General features: G+C 68.7%; 13 protein-coding genes and 1 pseudogene. 3 read left to right on the forward strand and 11 right to left on the reverse strand.

Going from position 1 to position 14,966, the window contains the following annotated elements; translation table 11 throughout:
* Positions 1 to 125: 125 nt before the first annotated feature.
* Together LBC97_06810 and LBC97_06815 are read left to right on the forward strand one after the other, a co-directional pair.
* On the forward strand, positions 126 to 1,115 hold the full coding sequence (locus LBC97_06810) for a hypothetical protein (protein ID MDR2565760.1): 990 nt from the start codon (positions 126 to 128) through the stop codon (positions 1,113 to 1,115).
* A gap of 66 nt (positions 1,116 to 1,181) precedes the next feature.
* Positions 1,182 to 2,186: a hypothetical protein gene (locus tag LBC97_06815; protein ID MDR2565761.1), complete on the forward strand. Its 1,005-nt coding sequence runs from the start codon at positions 1,182 to 1,184 to the stop codon at positions 2,184 to 2,186.
* Between the two features lie 128 nt (positions 2,187 to 2,314).
* Here LBC97_06815 and LBC97_06820 read toward each other — a convergent pair whose 3' ends face one another.
* The 9 genes and pseudogenes from LBC97_06820 to rpsB form a co-directional block, all read right to left on the reverse strand.
* Positions 2,315 to 3,175, reverse strand: a complete 861-nt coding sequence (locus tag LBC97_06820; GenBank protein ID MDR2565762.1) for an aldo/keto reductase — start codon at positions 3,173 to 3,175, stop codon at positions 2,315 to 2,317.
* A gap of 78 nt (positions 3,176 to 3,253) precedes the next feature.
* Complete coding sequence (locus LBC97_06825) at positions 3,254 to 4,786, reverse strand: SLC13 family permease (GenBank protein MDR2565763.1); 1,533 nt, start codon at positions 4,784 to 4,786, stop codon at positions 3,254 to 3,256.
* Between the two features lie 164 nt (positions 4,787 to 4,950).
* Positions 4,951 to 5,499, reverse strand: a complete 549-nt coding sequence (locus LBC97_06830; protein ID MDR2565764.1) for a DivIVA domain-containing protein — start codon at positions 5,497 to 5,499, stop codon at positions 4,951 to 4,953.
* Entirely contained in the window at positions 5,499 to 6,581 is a 1,083-nt protein-coding gene (gene rlmN, locus LBC97_06835) for a 23S rRNA (adenine(2503)-C(2))-methyltransferase RlmN (GenBank protein MDR2565765.1), read from the reverse strand. The genes LBC97_06830 and rlmN overlap by 1 nt, the downstream gene beginning before the upstream one ends.
* A complete protein-coding gene (locus LBC97_06840; protein MDR2565766.1) occupies positions 6,578 to 7,507 on the reverse strand; it encodes a phosphatidate cytidylyltransferase in 930 nt (309 codons plus the stop codon). Before LBC97_06840 ends, rlmN begins: the two co-directional genes overlap by 4 nt.
* A gap of 56 nt (positions 7,508 to 7,563) precedes the next feature.
* A complete protein-coding gene (gene frr, locus LBC97_06845) occupies positions 7,564 to 8,121 on the reverse strand; it encodes a ribosome recycling factor (protein MDR2565767.1) in 558 nt (185 codons plus the stop codon).
* Between the two features lie 54 nt (positions 8,122 to 8,175).
* Positions 8,176 to 8,871, reverse strand: a complete 696-nt coding sequence (pyrH, locus tag LBC97_06850; protein MDR2565768.1) for a UMP kinase — start codon at positions 8,869 to 8,871, stop codon at positions 8,176 to 8,178.
* Between the two features lie 170 nt (positions 8,872 to 9,041).
* Positions 9,042 to 9,887, reverse strand: a complete 846-nt coding sequence (tsf, locus tag LBC97_06855; protein MDR2565769.1) for a translation elongation factor Ts — start codon at positions 9,885 to 9,887, stop codon at positions 9,042 to 9,044.
* Between the two features lie 777 nt (positions 9,888 to 10,664).
* A pseudogene (rpsB, locus tag LBC97_06860) lies at positions 10,665 to 11,462 on the reverse strand (30S ribosomal protein S2).
* 279 nt (positions 11,463 to 11,741) lie between these two features.
* On the opposite strand from rpsB, the gene LBC97_06865 reads away from it, so the two are divergent.
* Positions 11,742 to 12,446, forward strand: coding sequence for a M23 family metallopeptidase (locus LBC97_06865; GenBank protein MDR2565770.1), 705 nt, complete (start codon positions 11,742 to 11,744; stop codon positions 12,444 to 12,446).
* A gap of 9 nt (positions 12,447 to 12,455) precedes the next feature.
* Here the strand turns inward: LBC97_06865 and LBC97_06870 are convergent, their stop codons facing one another.
* Positions 12,456 to 13,388 carry a tyrosine recombinase XerC gene (locus LBC97_06870; GenBank protein MDR2565771.1) on the reverse strand — a complete coding sequence of 311 codons (933 nt, stop codon included), beginning with the start codon at positions 13,386 to 13,388 and terminating at the stop codon, positions 12,456 to 12,458.
* A gap of 206 nt (positions 13,389 to 13,594) precedes the next feature.
* Positions 13,595 to 14,956 (reverse strand): DNA-processing protein DprA, encoded by a 1,362-nt coding sequence (gene dprA / locus LBC97_06875; GenBank protein MDR2565772.1) that lies wholly within the window; start codon positions 14,954 to 14,956, stop codon positions 13,595 to 13,597.
* Positions 14,957 to 14,966 lie beyond the last annotated feature (10 nt).

Raw genomic sequence — 14,966 nt, forward strand, 5'->3', positions numbered from 1 at the left:
CCCGGCCCAACGGCATCGTCCCAGGCCACCGCCCCGGACCGTCACGCTGCCGCCCGGGGGCGCACTGCTGCACGGAAGTGGTTGAATGTTCGCAAAGCGCATTTCGGCCAACGGGAGGCACCCACATGTTGCGACGCCGTGTGTTGACGGCCGCATTGTCCGCGGGCGTTCTGACCGGGGTGGTCGCGCTGGCCGCCTGTTCGGATCGCGGGAACGTGCCGACCTTGAACCAGGACGGCCGGGCTGTCGCCCCACGGACCCAGGCGGAAGAGATCGCGGACCAGGCGCGAGGCGCCGAAGAGCTGCTCGACTGCCTCGCGGCGGCGGAAATCCCGGCCGCCACCGAGTCCTGGTACGGCGACGGCCAACTTCATGTTGTCATCGACGTCAAGAATGACTACATCCTGTCATGGGGGCAAATGCCCGAGTTCAGCGAGCCCCTGTCAGACGCGCTCCTGGCCATGGCCGAAAAGTACGACCCGCACGCGGCGATGATCAGGGAAATCAGCGCGGGCGGGTCCCCGCCCGCCGTGGAGGACGTTGAGGTGGCGCCTTATCTGATCATCGGCGCGCGGGACCACACCGAAGACTTGCGCCAATGTCTCCAGTCGTCCGGGTACACCGAACCAATCGACTACCCGGACCCGGCTGATGAGATCGCAGCCAAGCAGGCGACTTTGTCGGCCACGCTGTCGTGGATCGAATGCGCCCGCGCCAACGGCTACCCGAACATGGAGGACCCGGAGCCGGTGCAAGCCGACGATTGGCAGACGGAGCCAAGAGCCGTTCTGCCGGCAACCATCACCGAAGGCGCCATGCGCGCCCTGGTGGAGGCTTGCCCGATAGTCGACGAACAAGCCTGGGTGGCCCACTACCAGGCGCTGATTGACCTGGGACAGGCCCCGTCTGCGGAGCAATTCCGAGAAGTGGAGATCCAGTACCCGCTGAACCAGCCGAACATCGGCTTCGACGTGCCCGGCGCGGACGGACGCTACCGCCCCGGAGCGCGGACAGGCGACCCATTCCCGGACAGCGTTGTCCGGGCGTTCCAAGTCATCCAGGCGGAAGACGATCGCCTCCACGAGAAGTACGCGGACATGTTCGCGGGCGGCTGACCGTCCCAGACCCGACCGGGGCGCTATGGGATGACGGGGCCGGACTGCCGGCGTGGTTGGATGGAGGTGAACCGCGTTTCCCCAGGCCGGGAGGTCACCATGTTGCGATGCCGCATGTCGACAGCCGCGTTGTCCGCGGGCGTTCTGATCGGGGTGGTGGCGCTGGCCGGCTGTTCGGACAGCGAGGATGTGCCGACCTTGGACCAGAGCGGCGGGACGGGCGGCCAGGCGGAAGTGATAGCCGCCCAGGCGCGGAGCGCCGAAGACCTGGTCGACTGCCTGGCGGCGGCGGAAATCCTGGCCGCGACCGAGGCCTCGCGGGGCGACGGCCAGCTTCGCGTGGTCCTTCAGATTGACCAAGAGCACATCATGTCCTGGGGCGGGTGGCCGGAGGCGAGCGAGACGGCGGCGGACTCGGTGCTGGACGTGGCGGCGCAATACGATCCGCGCATGGCCGCCCTCAAAGTGATCAACGCGGGCGGGTCGCCACCGCCCATGGAGGACATCGAGGTGGACCCGTACCTGGTGATCGGGGCGACGGACCGAACCGGCGAATTCCGGCAGTGCCTCAAATCGTCCGGCTACACGGAGCCGGTCGCCTACCCGGATCCCAACCCCGAGATCGCAGAGAAGCAATTGATGTTGGACGCCACGCTGCCATGGATCGACTGCGCCCGCGCCAACGGCTACGTCGACATCAAGGACCCGCTGCCGGTCAAAGCCGACGGATGGCAGACGCAGCCGCTGGCCGTCCTGCCCGCAGACATGGAAGAGGACGCCTTCCGCTCGCTGATCGAGGTGTGCCCGATCATCGACGAGGCGGCGTGGACCGCCAACTACAAGGCGCGTCAGGCACTGCCCCCGAACCCGACGCGGGAGGAGTTCAACCAGGTCGACGTCGACTACCCGCGGGGCGAGCCAAGCATCGGCTTCGATTTGCCCGGCCTGGACGGCCACCCGAACGCCGCCAGCGGCGCCCCGTATCCCGACAACGTGAGCGAAATCTTCCTGATCATTCAGTTGGAGGAACAGCGCTTTGACGAGGAGCACCCGGACTTGGTCGCCTGGTGACTGCTTCCGCTCGGCGACCGCAGGCAAGAAGCGGGCGGGAAAGGGGGACGGTCCTGATGACGGAAATGGGGACGGTACCTATTTCGGAGGCGAAATAGGTACCGTCCCCATTTCCGTCGCCGTCTTCGTCAGCCCAGGAGCGCTAGCTCTTCCGGGGTCAGCTCCAAATCGGCGGCGGCCAGCGAGTCCAGAATGGTCTCCGGGCGCGAGGAGCCGGGGATCGGGATGACGTGGTCGCCCTTGGCGAGTTCCCAGGCCAGAGCGACCTGCTGGGGCGAGACCCCGTGGTCGCGGGCCACCTCGCCGAAGGCGGCGAAGCGGTCGGCCAAGCCGCCGGCGTTGGCGATCCCGCCCAGCGGGCTCCACGGCAGGAACGCGATCCCCAGTTCTGCGCACAGTTCGAGCTCCGGCTCGGAAGACCTGAAAGCGGGCGAGAACTGGTTTTGCACGGCCACCAGGTCTTCGCCCAGGATCGACAAGGCCAGCTTGATCTGCTCCGGATTCGCGTTGGAAATCCCGGCTTTGACGATCACGCCCTCCGCCAGCAGGTCGGCCAGCGCGCCGATCGAATCCGCGTACGGCACGCGGGGATCCGGGCGGTGGTAGTAGTACAAGCTAATGGCCTCGACGCCAAGCGCCCGCACCGATTCCTTCGCGCAGGTCTTCAACCAAGCGGGCTGACCGGCCAAGGGCCAGTCGGCGCCGCTGTAAGGATGGCGGAAATGGCCGCCCTTGGTGGCCACCAGCACCTCGGAGACGTCGCCGGGCCAAGAGCGCAGGGCCTCGGCGATCAAGAGCTCGTTGTGCTGTTCGGCGTCCAAGGGGACGCGGTACGCGAAGGCGGTGTCGATGTGGCGGACGCCGGCGTCCAACGCGGCGTGAATGGTGGCGATGGAGCGGGCGCGGTCGGGGCGCCCCTCAATCGACATGGGCATTCCCCCAAGGCCGATCGCGCTGACTGTGAACGGGCCGATTTGACGGGTTTTCATGGGTTTCCTTCCAGGGGTAAGGCGGCTAGTTGGGACGGGGGCGCCAGCGTGGCGCCGTTGGGACGCGGGGCCGGCGACTCACAGGCCGAGGGCGACCTGGCCCCAGATGAACATGTTGACAGAAACCATGATGACGCCGGCAACCGCGATCAGCGCGCCCGCCTTGTTCATGTCCCCGATTGTGATCATGCCGGACGAATAGGCGACGGCGTTGGGCGGCGTGCCTGCTGGCATCATGAAGGAGCAGGACGCGGCCATGGCGACCGGCAGCGCCAACATGGCCGGCGACTGTCCCAGCGCCATGGAGACCGACCCGAAGATCGGGATCAAAGTCGCGGCGGCGGCGGTGTTGGACATGAACTCGGTGATAATCCAGGTCAACGCGCAGCAAACGACGATCAGCAGGAAGAGGTGCAGACCGCCCAAACCTTCGGCGCGCTCGCCGATCCACAGGGCCAAGCCGGAGGCGTCGACCTGGGACGCCATCGACAGCCCGCCGCCGAACAAGTAGAGGATGCCCCACGGGAGCTCTTTCAGATCGCTCCAGTTCATCAGGGCGCGGCCCGGCCGCTTGAAGGACACTGGAGTGAGGAAGAACACGAAGATGACGGCCACCGCGATCAACTCGTCGGAAACGCCCGAATTCGTGATATTGAGCAAGTCCTCAATGAGACCGTGGAAGATCCAGGAGAACGCGCAGAGCAAGAAGATTATGCCGACGCGGCGTTCCGGCCCCTGGAACCGCCCGAGTTTCATCAATTCCGCCCGCAGGATTTCCTTGTGGCCGGGAATCGCGCCCGTCGAAGCCGGCGAGCTTGTCACAAAGGCCAGCAGGAACCAGCCGATCACCAGGAAGACGGCCCACAGCGGCATCCCGATCTTCATCCAGTCGAAGAACGAGATGTTGATGCCCTGCTCGGCCAGGTAGCCGAGCGCGATCGCGTTGGGCGGCGAGGCGATCGGAGTCCCAAAGGAGCCGATCGACGCGCCGTAGGCGATCGACAAGACCATGGCGATCCGGAACTTCGGGTCCTTGCGTTTGGTGACCGACTCCACAAGTTTCAGCACAGAGGTCGCGATTGGCAGCATCATGACCGCCGTGGCGGTGTTGGACACCCACAACGAGACGAAGGAGGTGGCCAGCATGAAGCCGAAAATGACCGACCGGGGCTTCGAGCCGACCAACAGCACCACCCAGATGGCGACCCGGCGGTGCAGGTTCCACCGCTCCATCGACATGGCCAGCACGAATCCGCCCAGGAAAAGGAAGATGATCTTGTTCGCATAGGGCGTCGCGGCGGCCTGAATGTCGCTCACCTGCAGCAGCGGGAACGCCACCAACGGAATCAGAGCGGTGACGTAGAGGGGGAGGACTTCCGTCATCCACCACACGGCCATGAGGCACAGCGCGCCGGCCACCAACGCCGCCGCCCTGGTCCCCGCGGCCCCGATCTTCCCAATCGGCTCCACGTCCGGCATTGCGAAATAACAGACCAGGAACAGGGCTGGCCCGAGTACTAGCCCGATGCGCCGCCGGGTCACAATCCGCAGGCGCGCGTCCGGGAGGTGGTGGAGATGGTGAGATTTCTGGGTCGTCGACTCCGACGCCATTTCGGGGCTCCTTGAGCTATCGAGTGGTGCTTTAGGCCCGGTGACAGGCCTGCTGCCAGCACATGCGCAGCCTTAGGCAGTTTACGAAGGTAAAATCCCGGCGCTAGGGACCGTTGGCCGTTGCCGACCGCCCGGTCACGGGCGTTTGCCGCCCGCTGGCCTGGTCATTCGGCGGCGAGGATGACTTCCAGCGCCCGGTCCAAATAGGCGTCGACAGGCCCCATCGCGTAGCCCCGTTTGCCCCGCACAGGAGTGAAAACGGCATGCCTCACGTCCGATGACGTCAGCGGCGCGCCGTTGTTGAAGTAGTCGGCCAGCCGGTGCAGCAAGGCGTCGACTTGGCTGCGGTCATAGCCCATTTGGCCCCGCTCCGGCGGCGCGAACTTTTCGCCGTCCGGGCGGCCCAGGCGATCGTAGAGGGTGGTCGCGCGTTCGACGATCTTGTCCAGCCAAGCCTGCTGCCCGTTGTCGGCGATGAACTCCGCGCGCTGTTTGCGGGTGAAGGCGTTGTCCAGCCGGTCCAGGGCGCCGTCTACTTGCGGTTCGTCATACCCGCCTTTGACCTGTGAGAAGGCCGCTGTCCGGACTGTTTCCGGCCCCATTCGCTCAGCGGATCGTCCCTCGTAGACCGCTTGCGCGCGCGCGAAGAAATCGTCGACCTCATGCGTGTCATAGCCCCGGCCGCTCTTGACCCGGCGAAATAGATCTGCCATCAGTTCATTCCCTCTCTAGCCGCCAGCTGTCCGCAAGCGCCGTCGATCTCCTGCCCTCTAGTGTCCCGCAAAGTCACCGCGAAGCCCGCATCCTCCAACCGGCGCAGGAACTCAGCCTGGACCTCCGGACGGCTGGCGGTCCAGATGGAACCCGGCACGGGGTTGAGCGGAATCGGGTTGATGTGGACCCAACCGGTTCCGTGTCTTCCCAAGCGTTTCGCCAACAACGATGCGCGCCATCCTTGGTCATTGATATCGCGGATGAGCGCGTATTCGATTGAGACTCGCCGTCCGGTGGCCTGAAAATAGCGGTGGGCGGCCGCGATGACCGCTTGAACCCCGTAGCGGCGGTTGACCGGCACCAAGCGGTCGCGGGCCTCGTCGTCCGGCGCGTGCAGCGACACGGCCAGGCGCAACGGCAGTCCCTCGCCCGCCAGCTTCTCCATGGCCGGCACCAGGCCGCAAGTGGAAACGGTCAGATTGCGGGCGGAGATGCCAAAGCCTGCGGGCGGCGGCGCGGAGATGGCCCGCGCGGCGGTCACCGCCGCGCGGTAGTTGGCGAGTGGCTCGCCCATCCCCATGAAGACCACGTTGCTGAGACGCCCCGGCACACCCTCCCCCAGTTCGCCGGCCGCCGCGGCCGCGGCGCCCAACCGCACCTGCTCGAGGATCTCCGCCGCGGACAGGTTGCGCTGCAGCCCGAGTTGGCCGGTGGCGCAAAACGGGCAGCCCATGCCGCAGCCGGCCTGACTGGAGACGCAGAGGGTGACGCGGCCCGGATACCCCATCAGCACCGTTTCGAGCCTGGCCGCGTCGAACAGTTTGTAGAGGGTCTTGACCGTGGCGCCGCCATCCGCCCGCCGCCGTGTCACCTCCGTCAACAATTCCGGCGCCAGCAAGTCCACCAGTTCTTCGCGCCCGTCGGCGGGCAGGTCCGTCATAGCCGCGGCGGCGCGCTCCAGCTTGGCGAAGTAATGCCGCGCGACCTGGCGGACCCGCATGCGGGCCAGGCCCAGTTCCCGCGCCCATTCGTCGCGCTCCTCGCTGGTCAGGTCGGCGAGGTGGCGCGGCGGCCGCCTCACCCGAACACCTCGGTGCCGAACAGCGTGATGACAGCGTAGAAGAACGGGGCGGTCATCAGAATCGAGTCGACCCGGTCCAGCACGCCGCCGTGGCCGGGCAGCAAACTGCCCATGTCTTTGATGCCGATCGCCCGCTTCAGCAGCGACTCGGCCAGGTCCCCCAGAGTCGCCGCCAGCGCCCCCAGGATTCCGAGGGCCAGCCCGAAGTACCAGGGGCGGCCCATGAGGAGCATGCCGCCCACGCCCGCCACGACCGCCAACAGGATGGAACCGGCCAAGCCCTCCCAGGTCTTCTTCGGGCTGATTTGGGCGGCCAGCTTGTGGCGGCCCAGGTACGAGCCGGCGAAGTAGCCGCCCGTGTCAGAGGCCACCGGCACCGCCACCAGCAGCAACACCAGCCAGCGGCCGTCCGGCATGAAGCTCAGCAGCACCACCAGAGCGGCCAGGGTGGGCAGGTAGACGGTGGCGAAGGCGATCGCGCACACGTCCCCGCCAAGACTGCGGCCCGGCGCCGCGCCGGCCGGTGCGGCGTGCCGGCCGCGCGAGGCGGCCGGAGAACTCGATTCCGAAAGGCCGCCCAAGTCCGGGTCCGGCGACGGGGGCGATCCGCCGGGCCGCGACACGGCATCGCCGGCTTGGCGGTAGTCGCCCTCCAAAACGCGCCACACGACACCCGCCGCCAAAGTCAGGAAAACTCCCACCACCACACCGGGCGCGCCCGAACGGGCGGCCGCCACCTGCGTGAACGCGGCGCCCACCGCCAACGGGACGTAAGGCACGTGGAAGCCGGCGCGGGCCAGCGCCTGAGTCAACTCGTGGAGGGCCAACCCCAAAGCCACAACCACCAGCGCCAGAAACGGCCACGGGCTGAACAGCACGCTGGCCAGCAACAAGACAATCAGACCGAGGGCTGTCGGAACGGCCACGGCCAGATTGCGGCCCCGCTTGGCCGGCGCCGGGGACTCGTTAGCAGGAGCCTCCATCAGACCTCGAGCAGTTCGGCTTCCTTGTGCGCCAGCAGATTGTCGATCTTGGCGATGTGCGCTTTGGTCAGGGAATCGAGCTCCTTTTCGGCGTGGCGGACCTCGTCCTCGCCGGCGTCGCCGTCCTTGAGCGCGCGGGCCAACCCCTCCTTGGCCTTGTGGCGAACCTGCCGCACGCTGACGCGGCCCTCTTCGGCGCGGTTGCGGGCCAGCTTGACGTATTCCTTGCGACGTTCCGCCGTCAGCTCCGGCAGGTTGATCATGATCACGCCGCCGTCGTCAGACGGGTTGACCCCCAGGTCAGAGTTGCGGATGGCCTTCTCAATGGTGGCCATGGCCGTGCGGTCGTAGGGTGTGATGGCGACCGTGCGGGCCTCCCGGATCGCGATCGACGCCAACGACTGCAGCGGCGTTGGCGTCCCGTAATAGTCCACTTCGATGCGGTCGAACAAAGCCTTGTTGGCGCGGCCCGTGCGGATGGCCTGGAACTCGCTGGCCGCGTTCTCGACCGACCGGTCCATGCGCCTGCCGGCGTCTTTCAACACATCAGCGATCATGTCTCTAGCTCCCTCAGATGGCAGTTGGGCGGAGCGCGGCTGGGCGCCGCGTTCCTAATTGGCGGCTGTTAACAGGGTACCTAGCCGTTCGCCCTCAAGGACGCGCAGGACCTGATCCGTTCCCTCCAGGCCGAACACGACCATGGGCAGGCGGTTCTCCATGCAGAGCGAGAACGCCGCCGCGTCGACCACCTTCAGGTTCAGGGCCAGCGCCTCCTCGTAGGTGACGCGGGTCAGCTTGGTGGCGCTTGGATCTGTGCGCGGGTCGGCGGTGTAGACGCCGTCCACGCCGTTCTTGGCCATCAGCAGCACCTGGCAGCGGGTCTCCAACGCCCGTTGGGCCGCGACCGTGTCGGTGGAGAAGTACGGCATGCCGGCCCCGGCCCCGAAGATCACCACCCGGCCCTTTTCCAGGTGCCGGACCGCCCGCAGGGGGATGTAGCTTTCCGCCACCTGGCCCATGGAGATGGCGGTCTGGACCCTGGTGGGGACCCCCGCCTGCTCGCAGAAGTCCTGCAGCGCCAGGCAGTTCATGACGGTTCCCAGCATGCCCATGTAGTCGGCGCGCGCGCGGTCCATGCCGCGTTCGGCCAGTTCCGCGCCCCGGAAGAAGTTCCCGCCCCCGACCACCACGGCCACCTGCACTCCGCTGTCGACAGCCCTCGCGATCTGGCTGGCGATCGAGGTGATCACGTCCGGGTCCACCCCGAGCTTGCCGCCACCGAACGCCTCGCCGGAGAGTTTCAGCATCACCCGGCGGGCGGCGGGACGGCGGATGTCGATGGCGGCCACATGGGCTCCTTTGCTGGTCGCGGGTGGTTTTGGCGCGAATCGCGCCGCCTGGTCGGGTTCGCCGGCCCTCAGTTCGCCGGCTGCCGGATTGCCGGTCCTCGGCCGGAGCGCGCCCCGGCCGAGGAGAGTCAGGCCCCGACCCTAAAGCGGACGAACCCCGTGACGGCGCCGCCCGCCTCGGCCAGCACCTTGCCGACCGTGGTCTTCGGATCCTTGGCGAAAGCCTGCTCCAACAACACGTTCTCCTTGAAGAACCCGTTCAGGCGGCCCTCGACGATCTTCGGGATGGCCTTCTCGTTCTTGCCCTCGGTGATCGCGGTCTCTTCGGCGATCCGCCGCTCGGCCGCCACCGTCTCCGCCGACACGTCGTCCCGGTTGAGGTAGGTCGGCGAATACGCGGCGATGTGCATGGCCACGTCGTGCGCCACCGGGGCGCCCTTCGCGTCCGTCGCCACCAGCACCCCGACCTGCGGGGGCAGGTCCTTGTTGGTGCGGTGCAGGTAGACCTCGACGTGTTCCCCGCTGACCACGCCGACCCGGCGCAGTTGGAGGCGTTCGCCCAGCGTGGCCGACAGGGCGTCGATCGCGTCCTGGACCGTGCCCTTCGCCGAGGTCAACGGCGAGCCGAGGACCAGCGCGGTGTCTTCGCTGCCCAGCGCCGCGGCGGCGGACAGCACCTGGTCGCCGAGTTCGACGAACTTGGGCGACTTGGCCACGAAGTCAGTCTCCGAGTTCAGTTCTATCAGCACCCCGGTCTGGCCATCCTCGGTGGTCACGACCTGCGCGGCGACCAGCCCGTCCGAGGTCGAGCGCCCCTCGCGCTTGGCCAGCCCCTTCAGGCCCTTGACGCGGATGATCTCCAGCGCCTTTTCCTGGTCGCCCCCGGCCTCGTCCAGGGCTTTCTTGACGTCCAGCATGCCGGCGCCGGTCTTCTCCCGGAGCGCCTTGATGTCAGCGGTGGTGTAGTTCGCCATCGTGTTGCCACTTCCTCACTTGGTTGCGTCGGCTTTGGTGTCCGATGCCGCCGCAGCGGTTTCGGTTGCCCCCTGCGTTGGCGCGGGGCTGGGTTCGGCGGCTGCCGCGTCAGCGGCGGCTGGCTCCGCCTTGGCGTCAGCGGCGGCGTCAGCGTCGGCTGAGGTCGCGCTGGCCGGGGCCTCGGCGGGCGCGGCGTCCGCGCCGGTCGGCGCCTCAGGCGCCGGGGTTTCGGCGGCGGGAGCCTTGCCTGCCGCAGGCTTCTCGGCCGCAGGTTCTTCGGCGGCGGGCTTCTCAGCCGCCGGGGTTTCGGCGGCGGGAGCCTTGCCAGCTGCTGGCTTTACGGCCGCCGGGGTTTCGGCGGGCACGGCTGCGCTCACGGTGGATTCGCTCGGGGAAGCCTTGGGTGCCGGCGCCTCAGCGGCGACAGCCGCTGCCGCCGCCTCGGCGGCCTTGGCGGCCCCTGGGGCTGGGCGCGGCTCGGCCTCGACAGTCGCGGCCGCGGCATCGGCGACCGGCTGGGTCAAGTCCTCCTCGGCGGCCTCGTCTGTGATCTCCGCGCCCGGAATCTGCCCCGCGGCCGCGGCGGCGACGTCGGCGGCGGTGCCGTCGGTGGCCGGGGCGGGCTTCGGCGGAGCGTCCGCCTCGGTCGCGGTCTGGGCCTGCGGGCCGTCAACCGTCTCCACGGCCCGTGCGACAGCGCTGGTCTCGGGGCGGGCGGCGGCCACCTCGGCCTCCGCCTGGTCGGAGAGGGGCGCGGTGGCGTCCACCCGGCCGACCGCGGCTTGGGCCTCGGCCGTGCTCGGCGCGTTCAACAACTCCTGCTCCCATTCGGCCAACGGCTCGGCCGCCGCCTGGCTGTCTTCCTCATCCTTGGCCTTCGCGGCGTGACGTTCGACCAAACCCTCGGCGACGGCATCGGCCATCACTCGCGTCAACAACCCAACGGCGCGGATCGCGTCGTCGTTGCCGGGAATGGCGTAGTCGACCTCGTCCGGGTCGGCGTTCGTGTCCAAGATGGCGACAATCGGGATGCCCAGCTTGCGGGCCTCGTCAATGGCGAGGTGCTCCTTCTTGGTGTCCACAATCCAGACGGCCGAGGGCAGCTTGTGCATGGTGCGGATGCCGCCCAGCGTGCGCGAGAGCTTGTCGCGCTCGCGGCTCATCATCAGCCGCTCCTTCTTGGTGAAAGCGCTGCCCGCGGAGTCCTCCAGGTTCATGTCCTCAAGTTCCTTCAGACGCGAGAGGCGCTTGGAGATGGTCTGGAAGTTCGTCAGCATGCCGCCCAGCCAACGCTGGTTGACATAGGGCATGCCCACCCGCGTGGCCTGATCTTGGACCGCCTCTTGGGCCTGCTTCTTGGTGCCGATGAACAGCAACGAGCCGCCCCGCGCCACCGTTTGCTTGATGAACTGGTAAGCCGTGTCGATGTGGGCCAGCGTCTGCCCCAAGTCGATGATGTAGATGCCGTTGCGCTCGGTCAGGATGAATCGCTTCATCTTCGGGTTCCAGCGCCTGGTCTGGTGCCCAAAATGCACGCCGCTGTCCAACAACTGGCGCATGGTGACAATAGCCATTGGTGTTCTTCCTCTCGGTTATTCGCTCTTCCCGCCCAAAGTGGCTGGTCAAGCGCCTAGTGCGCCCGCGGGTGCGGAACCGGGCGGATGCCCGGACCGAGTCCGCCCGCGCCTGGCTCGAAGGTCCAAGCTTGGGAGCACGCGAATTAGGCCGGTCTTGTGAACGGCCGGATGGGATTCTACCGCACGCGGGCCTTCGGATTTGCGCCGGACGCCTGCCCGTCCACAGGCTTTGCGTTTCTGCCCCCGGTCCCCGCGCGCCTGGGTTATGCCTGTGCGATGGGTTTGTGGACGCGGCTTCTGGCGGTTGGCCTCATCCTGACCGGCGCGGCTCTGGCGTTGGCCGGGCCGGCGGGCGGGGCGGGAGCGGGGGCGGCGGGCATGACTGGCGGCGGCGTGGGGGCGGGAGGCACGGCTGGCACCGGCGGGGGCGCCTTGGGCGGCGGGACGGGCGGTTCGCCCGGCGGGGCGACCGGGGGCGGGGGTGACGGCGCTGTTGGCGCTGTTGGCGTTGTTGGCGCGGGCGTCCCTGGGGGAGGGACGGGCGGTTCGCCCGTGCGCGCAGCCGCCACCATCCGCGCTGGAGATTTCCAGTGGCCGGTGCCGGACCCGGCGCTGATCGTGCGCCCATTCGACCTGCCAGAGCAACCATGGCTGGCGGGCCATCGCGGGGTCGACCTTCACGCGCCGGCGGGTTCAGCGGTGCTGTCCCCCGCAGACGGGACCGTCGCCTTCAACGCCTGGATCGTTGACCGCCACGTGTTGGTGATCAGGCACGGCGACCTCGCCTCGACCCTTGAGCCCGTGGTCAGCGACCTGGCGCCTGGCGAACCGGTTCGCCAGGCCGCGGTGGTCGGGTCGGTCGCACGCGGGGAGGCCTGGCACTGCGAGGAATGCCTCCATTGGGGGGTGCGCCAAGGCGACCAGTACTTGGACCCGGCGCTGTTGGTGAATCCCCGGCCGAGAGCGGTGCTGTGGCGTTGACCTCGCTTCTTAGGAGGCGGAACCCGAGCGGGGGTGGGCTTGCGAGTAGGACGCCCAGAGGCGCTCCGAGGAAACATGGGTGTAGCGCTGGGTGGTGGCCAAAGACGCGTGGCCCAGAATCTCCTGGACCGACCGCAAGTCGGCGCCGCCTTCCAGCAGATGCGTGGCAGCCGAGTGACGCAAGCCGTGGGGTGCCAACTCCCCCACGCCGGCTCTGCGTGTGAGGCGGTGAACCACCTCGCGGGCTTGGCGGACGCCCAGCCGGCCACCACGCTGGCCCAGGAAAAGGGCGTTGTTCGCGCCTGCGCCAACCGCCGCGACCAGGGAAGGGCGGCCGGAATTGATCCAAACCTCGAGCGCCTGCGCCGCCGGCTGCCCAAAGGGCACCACGCGGTCGTTGTCGCCTTTGCCCCGCACTCTCACCAAGCGTTCCGTCAGGTCAACCGCATCCAAGTCAAGTCCCACCGCTTCGGCCACCCGGATACCGGTCGCGTAGATCAACTCGACCAGCGCGTGGTCGCGCTGCCCGACCGCTCCGCCATCAGCCGCCGCCGCGAGCGCCTGCTCCATGAGGGCCATGGCCTCCCCGCGAGTCAGCACGCGCGGGAGGTGACGCTGAGGGGATGGCGTTTGCAGCCGAGCGGAAGGGTCGGAGGCGATCAAGCCCGAGCCGCACGCCCAACGCATGAAACGTTTGATGGAAGCCCCCCGCCGGGCCAACGACGACCGCGCCTCTCCCCGCTCCATGTGGTCGGCGAGCCATTCCCGCAGGTCGTCCAAGGTGAGCGCGGCCAGCTCCGCCGCCGAATCGACCGCTAACCGGGTGAGAAAATCCTTGGCGTCGCGTCTGTAGGCGTCCACGGTGTTGGGCGCGAGCCCCTCGCCCTCCAGTGCGGTCGCGAATTGGCCCAACACCGCAAGCCGCCACTTCTCGCCGGTCATGCCTACCAGTATTGCCGTTGGCGTTCGGCAGGCCTGCGGCGAACCGCCCGTTTCCCACTCGCTTGCCGCCTCCCGCCGGTACACGTCTTGTTCCGTCACCCGGCGAACCGCCCGTTTCCCACCTGCTTGCCGCCCGGCCGATCACGCGCGGTTCCAGGTCCAGTCGCATGGGACTGCCGCCAGCCGTGCGGCGGCTCACGGCCTGTTCAACGTCCGGCGGCCCGCGCCTTGCGCCAGCCGCCGTCGCTTTGGACGGCGCGGCCGGCCCTTTCCAGGCGGCTCAGCGCCGCCATCGTCTGAGGCGTGCTCAACCCGCTCGCGGCCACCAACGCGGTCAACGTGGCGCCACGCCGCACGGGCAGGGAATCTAACACCTGGCGATCCGCTGGCGGCAAGCCGTCCAAGGGCCCGGCCTCCCCGACCGGTTCGGCCAGCGTCACCAGCCCCAGAGGCGCCATCAGCTCGCGCACCTCGTCCGCGCCGGTCACCAGGGTGGCGACCCCCTGGCGGATCAGCCTGTGGCAGCCCGCCGAAGAGGCCGCGGTCACAGGTCCCGGCACAGCTGCGACCGGCCGCAGCAGTTCTGCGGCGACCGCCGCCGTGCGCTGGGAGCCAGAGCGCCAGCCTGCCTCTGTCACCACGGTGACCAGCGCCATCGCCGCGATCAGGCGGTTGCGCGCCAGGAACCGCTCCCTCCTGGGAGCCGCGCCGGGCGGCAGTTCGGAGACCACCGCCCCTTCTTGGGCCACAGCCTTGAGGAGACCATCGTTGCCGGCGGGGTAGAACCGGTCCACTCCGCCCGCCATGACCGCGACCGTGAATCCGCCTTGGGCCAACGCGGCCCGGTGAGCCGCCGCGTCAATCCCGAACGCGCCCCCGGAAACGATCGCCACGCCGCGCGCGACCAGGTCGCCGGCCAGCCCGACGGTGACCACCTCGCCATAGGAGGTGGACGCCCGCGCGCCCACCACCGCGGCAGCGGGAGTCAGCAACTGATCCAGGCGCGCGGCCGCCCCTTCGGCGCCCCGCACCCACAGGCAAAACGGCGCCTCCGGGCCGAGGTCCGCCAGGCCGGTGGGCCAGCCCGCCGTTTCCGGCGTGATCAAGGTCCCGCCCAATTGGGCTAGGGCGTGCAGCTCCCGGCGCGGATCCAGGTCCTCCAGCCGCACCCGCCAACGCTCGCGTGCTCTCGCCAGACCGCCGCCCGTCGCCTCGGACCACCCAAATAACTCCGGCGCGTCGGGGAAACGGCCGCCGTCCGGCCCGTCAGGGGCCCCCTCCCCGCGTCGGGCGGCCTCCCGATCCAGGCCCGCCTGCCCAATGCCGTCCGGTCCGTTAGGGGGCCCCGCCCCGCGTTGCGCAGCCTCCCGATCCAGGCCCGCCCGCCCGATGCCGTCCAACCAACCATCGCGTCCGCGTTCCGGAGGCGCTCCGGCGAGCCACCGCAGCGCCGCCGACGGCCCGACGGCCTGCACCAGCGCGCCCGCTTGGCGATCGGCCGGCTCGGCGATTCGGCTCCACGCCGCCCGCGCCAGCGCCGGATCGTCAATGTCAAACCGCCAACGCATCAAGCCCTCC

Source organism: Bifidobacteriaceae bacterium (genome assembly GCA_031281585.1).
Lineage (GTDB): Bacteria > Actinomycetota > Actinomycetes > Actinomycetales > WQXJ01 > JAIRTF01.